This window comes from Raoultella sp. T31 (assembly GCF_002806725.1).
Lineage (GTDB): Bacteria > Pseudomonadota > Gammaproteobacteria > Enterobacterales > Enterobacteriaceae > Klebsiella > Klebsiella electrica.
Map to the genome: position 1 here is coordinate 128,122 of NZ_PIBO01000011.1, position 6,692 is coordinate 134,813.

Sequence of the window (6,692 nt, forward strand, 5' to 3'; positions counted from 1 at the left end):
CCGTCTCGCTGACCCGCCTTCACCCCACCCTGCGACACCTGTCGGTACGGGAAAAAACCGAAACATCTTTTTCCTGGCAAGAGATTTGCAGAATCTTCATATCGCCCGCAATCCCCAAAAAGGAGAAAACGTCTATGTTGAGTCTACGCGCAGTCAATCAGTACTACGGAAATCAGCACACGCTATGGAATGTCGACCTTGAACTTCAGCCGGGAGAGTGCACCTGCGTGATGGGACTGCAGGGGATGGGGAAAACCACGCTGGTAAACTGCATTACCGGGCATCTCCCGGTGGCCAGCGGCAGCATGACCTGGCATGAGGCCGGTTCGCCGCCTTGTGATATCACGCCGCTCTCCGCCCATTCACGCTCGATTATTGGCATCGGCTATGTCCCGCAGGACCGGCGGATCTTTTCTCAGTTGAGCGTGGAGGAGAATCTGCATATTGCGCTGGCCGCCGGAGGGAATCCGGACGTCGCCGTAAAAGGGGAAATTTACGATTTTTTTCCGGACCTCTACGGACGACGTCAGCATAAAGGCGCCATGCTGTCAGAGGATGACCAGTACCAGCTGGCGCTGGCGCGAGCGCTGGTTGTCCGGCCGCGACTGCTGATTCTTGATGAGCCTTCGCGCGGCAGCGGACAGCACTTCTTGCATAAGCTGGGCGACCTGCTGGTGCGTCTGAACCGCGACATCGGCTTAACGGTGCTGCTTGCGGAACAGCACCTGCCGTTTATTCGCCGGGTAGCAGACCGTTTTTGCCTGCTGCATCGCGGACGCAACGTGGCGCAAGGCCGCGTTATCCAGCTGGATGAACCGCTGCTGGCGCAGTGGATGACGCCCGATCCAGCGCGCTGAGATCCAGGTACTGGCCGAGATCCTCACGCTGCGAGGCCTCCGCCAGCCACGGGATCTCGCCGAGCAACGGGGCCGCAAGCCGATCGGTGAGGGCCGCCAGATATTCCGCATGGCGTTTACCCGGCGGCTGGATATCGTTTGCAATCCAGCCCACCAGCGGCAGCCCGGCCTGACGTACCGCCTGGGCCGTCAGCAGCGCGTGGTTAATGCAGCCAAGCTTAATACCGACCACCAGAATGACCGGCAGCTGTTCGTCGCGTACCCAGTCAGCAAAACTCAGCGTTGCGGACAGCGGCGTAAACCAGCCCCCCGCCCCTTCGACCAGCACCCATTCCGCCAGCGTCTCCAGTTCTCGCAGCCCGGCAGAAAGCGCATCGCCGCGAATCGGCCGTCCTTCCTCCGCGCTCGCGATATGCGGTGAAGTCGGTTCGGCGAAGGTAAAGGGGTTGACCTGCGCATAGCTCAGCGCCACAGCGCTATTGCGCTGGAGCGCCAGCGCATCATCGTTACGCAGCCCGTGTGCCGTCCGCTCACTCCCGGAAGCCACCGGTTTATAGCCCGCGCTCTTCAGGCCCGCCAGCCTTGCCGCCTGTAACAGGGCGCAGCTGGCGACCGTCTTACCGACCTCAGTGTCGGTTCCGGTGACGAAAAAACGTTTAGTCACGTGCAATGACTCCTGTAAAAAGATGGTACGTCAGCGGGCACTGGCCCTGCTGTTTTGGCCAGGCCAGCTGCAGCTGACGCAGTTTTCCCCGACTCAACGGCGCCGCGCTGCGCCCCTGATGCAAATGTGTTGCCCCAATCCCTTTGAGCGAACGCATCGCGCTCAGGGCATCGGCAAACGGCAGGCTGACGGCGTGAACCTCGCCGACGGCACGCCGCCCGGCCAGCGCTTCGCGCACCGCCTGTTCGCTGAGAAAACGGTTGGCATGGGGATGCGCATCAATGGCGCGCCAGGCCTGATTCAGTTCGGGCAGCGAGTCGGCCAGCAAGGTGGTGAATGCCACCCGACCGCCGGGGCGCACCACCCGGCACAGCTCATCGAGCGCGCCGGACAGACTCTCGCACCACTGCACCGCCAGATTGCTCCACGCCAGATCGACGCAGGCATCGGCCAGCGGCAGCGACTCAATATCCCCTTCGAGGTAACGCTGCGCGCACTCGTCGCGCTGCGCCTGGGCCAGCATCTCAACCGACAGATCCAGCGCCGTCACATCACTGCCAGCATCGCGCCAGTAGCGGCTCATGCTGCCGGGCCCGCAGCCAGCGTCCAGCACCGCTGAAAAGGTGCGGCCCTGGAGCTGGCGCAGCAGCAGTTCGGCGCTGTAACGCTGCAACGCGTCGTGTTGCGAATAGTGGCTGGCCGCCCGACCAAAGGCCGCGGCCACCGCCCGTTTATTCACCGCCGCCATGCAGCACCTCCAGCAGACGGGTAATATCAGTCGGCTCATGGGCCGCGGTCAGCGTCAGGCGCAGCCGCGCGCTGCCTGCCGGCACCGTCGGCGGACGAATGGCCGTTGCCCAGCAGCCCTGCTCACGCAGGCGCGCCGCCAGCTGCAACACCCGCGTATTGTCGCCGACGATCAGCGGCTGAATCGCGCTGTGCGAGGCGCTCAGTTCCCCCGGAAAGCCGGCCATACCGTCGCGAAATTGCGCCACGCGGCTGGCCAGTTTTTCCCGCCGCTGCTGGCCGTCATCGCTGCGGATCACCGCCAGCGCGGCGCTCAGCGCAACCGCCTGGGCTGGCGGCATGGCGGTGCTGTAAATCAGATGGCGGGCAAACTGCAGCAGATAATCCGCCAGCGCCTCGTCACACAAAACCGCCGCGCCGCTGACGCCAAAGGCTTTACCAAAGGTCACCACCAGCAGCTCAGGACGCACGTTCTGCGCATGGCAACTGCCGCGCCCCTCTTCACCCACTGCGCCAATGCCGTGCGCATCATCCACCAGCAGCCAGCCGCCGGCGGCCCGGGTGGTTCGGCTGATGGCGCTGAGCGGGGCGCTGTCGCCATCCATGCTGAAGACCCCTTCCGTCACCACCAGTTGCTGACCCGCCAGCGGTTTGGCCAGCAGGGTGTCCAGTTGCTGCACATCATTGTGCGCAAAGCGCCGGAGCTGCGCCGGGCTCAGGCTGGCCGCCTCAAGCAGCGAAGCGTGGCTCAGCCGGTCCGCGACGATGCGATCGTCCCTGGCGAGCAGGGCGGCAATCAGCGCCTGGTTAGCGGCAAACCCGGAAATAAACAGCAGCGCGCGCGGATACCCCAGCCAGTCCGCCAGGCTCTCTTCCAGCTCACGATGCGCCTCGCTGTAACCGCTGACGTGACCGGAGCCGCCGGAGCCCACGCCGTAACGCGCCGCCCCCAGCTGCCAGGCGGCGATAATCTGCGGATGCTGGCTCAGCCCAAGATAATCGTTGCTGGAGAAATTCAGCCAGCGCTGACCTTCGCGGATGAGCCAACGCCCGGCCCCCTGCGCCACCGGCTGGCGGCGGCGAAAGGCATCCGCCTGCCGCCGCTCGCTCAGCGCCTGGTCGATGCGTTGCGACCAGCTCATATCACCGCCGCGTTGTAGTATTCCTCGGTATCGGGGTTATTCAACGCATGTTCCAGACGCTGCTGCTGCTCGTTATCGCCTTCCAGCACCGCCGTCTGCTGCGGGTTAAGCCCCAGCTTGCGGAACAACTGCAGGTCTTTGTCCTCTTCCGGGTTCGGCGTGGTCAACAGCTTGCAACCGTAGAAAATCGAGTTCGCCCCGGCCATAAAACACATCGCCTGGGTCTGTTCATTCATCTGCTCGCGGCCAGCGGAAAGACGCACGTACGAGGTCGGCATCATGATGCGCGCCACCGCAATGGTGCGGATAAAATCAAAGGCGTCGACATCGTCGTTATCGGCCAGCGGCGTACCTTTCACCTTAACCAGCATGTTGATTGGTACGCTCTCCGGCGGCGTCGGCAGGTTAGCCAGCTGTAGCAGCAGGCCGGCGCGATCTTTCTCGGTTTCGCCTAAGCCGACGATGCCGCCCGAACACACTTTAATCCCGGCGTCGCGCACTTTGTCGAGGGTGTCCAGACGCTCCTGATAGGTGCGGGTGGTGATGATGTTGCCGTAAAATTCCGGCGAGGTATCGAGGTTGTGGTTGTAGTAGTCCAGCCCGGCTCCCGCGAGGCGCTGCGCCTGGCTATCGGTTAAGGTCCCGAGGGTCATGCAAGACTCCAGTCCCAGTTCCTTAACGCCTTTCACCATCTGCTCAAGGTACGGCATATCGCGATCGTTGGGGTTCTTCCACGCCGCCCCCATGCAGAAACGGGTGGAACCGGCATTTTTTGCCTGGCGCGCGGACTCCAGCACCTGCTCCACTTCCATCAGACGCTCTGACTCGAGGCCGGTTTTGTAGCGCGCGCTCTGCGGGCAATATTTACAGTCTTCCGGGCAGGCGCCGGTTTTAATCGACAGCAGCGTGCTGACCTGCACCTGGCGTGGGTCAAAGTGCTGGCGATGGATCTGCTGGGCTTCGAACAGCAGATCTAACAATGGTTTATTAAACAACTCGGTAACTTGCGACATTGTCCAGCGTGCGTGGTGAGCCATTGGCCTCTCCAAAGGGTTTTGTTAATTGTTGGTTCGGTTTATACTCGTAAACCTAAATGTTTTCAAAATGGTTTACAAGTCACTTATGACAACGGACGATCTCGCCTTCGATCGGCGCCACATCTGGCACCCCTACACTTCCATGACCTCTCCTCTGCCGGTGTATCCGGTGGTTGCCGCCCACGGCTGCGAGCTGTCTCTCGCCAGCGGCGAGCAGCTGATCGACGGGATGTCTTCATGGTGGGCGGCAATCCACGGCTACAACCACCCGCGTTTAAATGCGGCGATGAAAGCGCAGATTGAGCAGATGTCGCACGTGATGTTTGGCGGTATCACCCACCCTTCGGCGGTGGCGCTGTGCCGCCAGCTGGTGGCAATGACCCCGGAGTCGCTGGAGTGCGTATTCCTCGCCGACTCGGGTTCGGTGGCGGTGGAAGTGGCGATGAAAATGGCCCTGCAGTACTGGCAGGCCAAAGGCGAACCGCGTCGGCGTTTTCTCACCTTCCGCAACGGCTACCACGGCGATACCTTTGGCGCGATGTCAGTCTGCGATCCGGATAACTCCATGCACAGTCTGTGGCAGGGCTATTTGCCGGATAACCTGTTCGCCCCGGCGCCGCAAAGCCGCTTCGGCGGCGAATGGGATGAACGGGATCTGGTGCCGTTTGCCCGCCTGATGGCAGCCCATCGCGATGAGATCGCGGCGGTGATTCTTGAGCCGGTCGTACAGGGCGCAGGCGGCATGAGGATGTATCATCCTGAGTGGCTGAAGCGCATTCGCAAGATGTGCGATCGTGAGGGCATTCTGTTGATTGCCGATGAGATTGCCACCGGATTTGGCCGGACCGGCAAGCTGTTTGCCTGCGAACACGCGGGCATCGCCCCGGATATTTTATGTCTCGGCAAAGCGCTGACCGGCGGCACCATGACGCTGTCAGCGACCCTCACCACCCGACCGGTCGCCGAGACCATCAGCAACGGCGAAGCCGGCTGCTTTATGCATGGCCCGACCTTTATGGGCAACCCGCTGGCCTGCGCGGTGGCGGCAGAAAGCCTGCGGCTGCTGGAAAGCGGCGAATGGCAAGGCCAGGTCGCCGCGATTGAAGCGCAGCTTAATGTCGAGCTGGCTCCGCCCCGGGAATCCCCGCTGGTCGCCGATGTCCGCGTGCTCGGCGCCATCGGCGTGGTGGAAACGTGCCGTCCGGTCAATATGGCCGCGCTACAACGCTTCTTCGTCGAACAGGGGGTATGGATTCGCCCGTTCGGCCGCCTGATTTACCTGATGCCGCCGTACGTGATTACCCCGCAGCAGCTGACGCGCCTGACCGAGGCGGTTAACGCGGCGGTGCTCAACGAAACATTTTTTCGCGAATAAGCAGCGGAAACTGGCCGTCAACAGGACTACACTTCTTTGTTAATCAGTCGATTATCCCAGAGGAGACGTCATGAAAGTAATCAGTCACGATCTGCAGGATGGCGGGAAATTGCCCCACCGCCATGTTTTTAACGGCATGGGCTACGATGGCGATAATATCTCGCCGCATCTGGCGTGGGATGAGGTGCCTGACGGGACGAAAAGCTTTGTCGTGACCTGTTACGATCCCGATGCGCCCACCGGATCCGGCTGGTGGCACTGGCTGGTCGCCAATCTGCCGGCGGAAACGCGCGAACTGCCGCAGGGCGCAGGCTCCGGTCTGACTCCGCTGCCGGCCAGCGCAATCGAGACCCGCACCGATTTCGGCGTGCCCAGCTACGGCGGCGCGGCGCCGCCAAAAGGGGAAAGCCATCGCTACATCTTTACGGTGCACGCGCTGGATGTCGAGAAGATTGATGTCGATGAAGGGGCAAGCGGCGCGGTGGTTGGTTTTAACGTCCATTTTCATTCGTTGGGCAGCGCATCCATCACCGCCCTGTTTATCTGACCTTCTCTCGCCAGTCCTCCCCGGGTCGCGGCTTAGGCCTTACCCGGGTGACCACACCTCGTAGCCCCGGTAAGCGCAGCGCTACCGGGGGAACATCCCGGGTCGCGGCTTACGCCTGACCCGGGCTACCACACCTCGTAGCCCCGGTAAGCGCTGCGCAACCGGAGGAGCATCCCGGGTCGCGGCTTACGCCTGACCCGGGCTACACACCCTGTAGCCCCGGTAAGCGTAGCGCCACCGGGGGAACATCCCGGGTTGCGGCTTGCGTCTTACCCGGGCTACCACAATACCCTGTAGCCCCGGTAAGCGCAGCGCCACCGGGG

At 62.4% G+C, this 6,692-nt stretch carries 7 protein-coding genes; 3 read left to right on the plus strand and 4 right to left on the minus strand.

The annotated features are described in order from the left end of the window. Positions 1–134 precede the first annotated feature (134 nt). Positions 135–857 (plus strand): ABC transporter ATP-binding protein, encoded by a 723-nt coding sequence (locus CWM52_RS10680; protein ID WP_100684080.1) that lies wholly within the window; start codon positions 135–137, stop codon positions 855–857. Here the strand turns inward: CWM52_RS10680 and bioD are convergent. From bioD to bioB, 4 genes are read right to left on the minus strand one after another with little or no spacing between them, the layout of a single operon-like run. Continuing rightward, positions 799–1,521 carry a dethiobiotin synthase gene (gene bioD, locus CWM52_RS10685; protein WP_100684081.1) on the minus strand — a complete coding sequence of 241 codons (723 nt, stop codon included), beginning with the start codon at positions 1,519–1,521 and terminating at the stop codon, positions 799–801. The genes CWM52_RS10680 and bioD overlap by 59 nt on opposite strands. Further along, positions 1,514–2,269 carry a malonyl-ACP O-methyltransferase BioC gene (gene bioC, locus CWM52_RS10690; RefSeq protein ID WP_100684082.1) on the minus strand — a complete coding sequence of 252 codons (756 nt, stop codon included), beginning with the start codon at positions 2,267–2,269 and terminating at the stop codon, positions 1,514–1,516. Before bioC ends, bioD begins: the two co-directional genes overlap by 8 nt. Continuing rightward, positions 2,253–3,410: an 8-amino-7-oxononanoate synthase gene (gene bioF, locus CWM52_RS10695; protein ID WP_100684083.1), complete on the minus strand. Its 1,158-nt coding sequence runs from the start codon at positions 3,408–3,410 to the stop codon at positions 2,253–2,255. The genes bioC and bioF overlap by 17 nt, the downstream gene beginning before the upstream one ends. After that, entirely contained in the window at positions 3,407–4,447 is a 1,041-nt protein-coding gene (bioB, locus tag CWM52_RS10700) for a biotin synthase BioB (RefSeq protein WP_100684084.1), read from the minus strand. Before bioB ends, bioF begins: the two co-directional genes overlap by 4 nt. Before the next feature lie 85 nt (positions 4,448–4,532). Here bioB and bioA point away from each other — a divergent pair, with 85 nt between their 5' ends. Both bioA and CWM52_RS10710 read left to right on the plus strand, forming a co-directional pair. Next, a complete protein-coding gene (gene bioA / locus CWM52_RS10705; protein WP_100684085.1) occupies positions 4,533–5,822 on the plus strand; it encodes an adenosylmethionine--8-amino-7-oxononanoate transaminase in 1,290 nt (429 codons plus the stop codon). A gap of 70 nt (positions 5,823–5,892) precedes the next feature. Further along, complete coding sequence (locus CWM52_RS10710) at positions 5,893–6,369, plus strand: kinase inhibitor (RefSeq protein ID WP_100684086.1); 477 nt, start codon at positions 5,893–5,895, stop codon at positions 6,367–6,369. Positions 6,370–6,692: the final 323 nt, after the last annotated feature.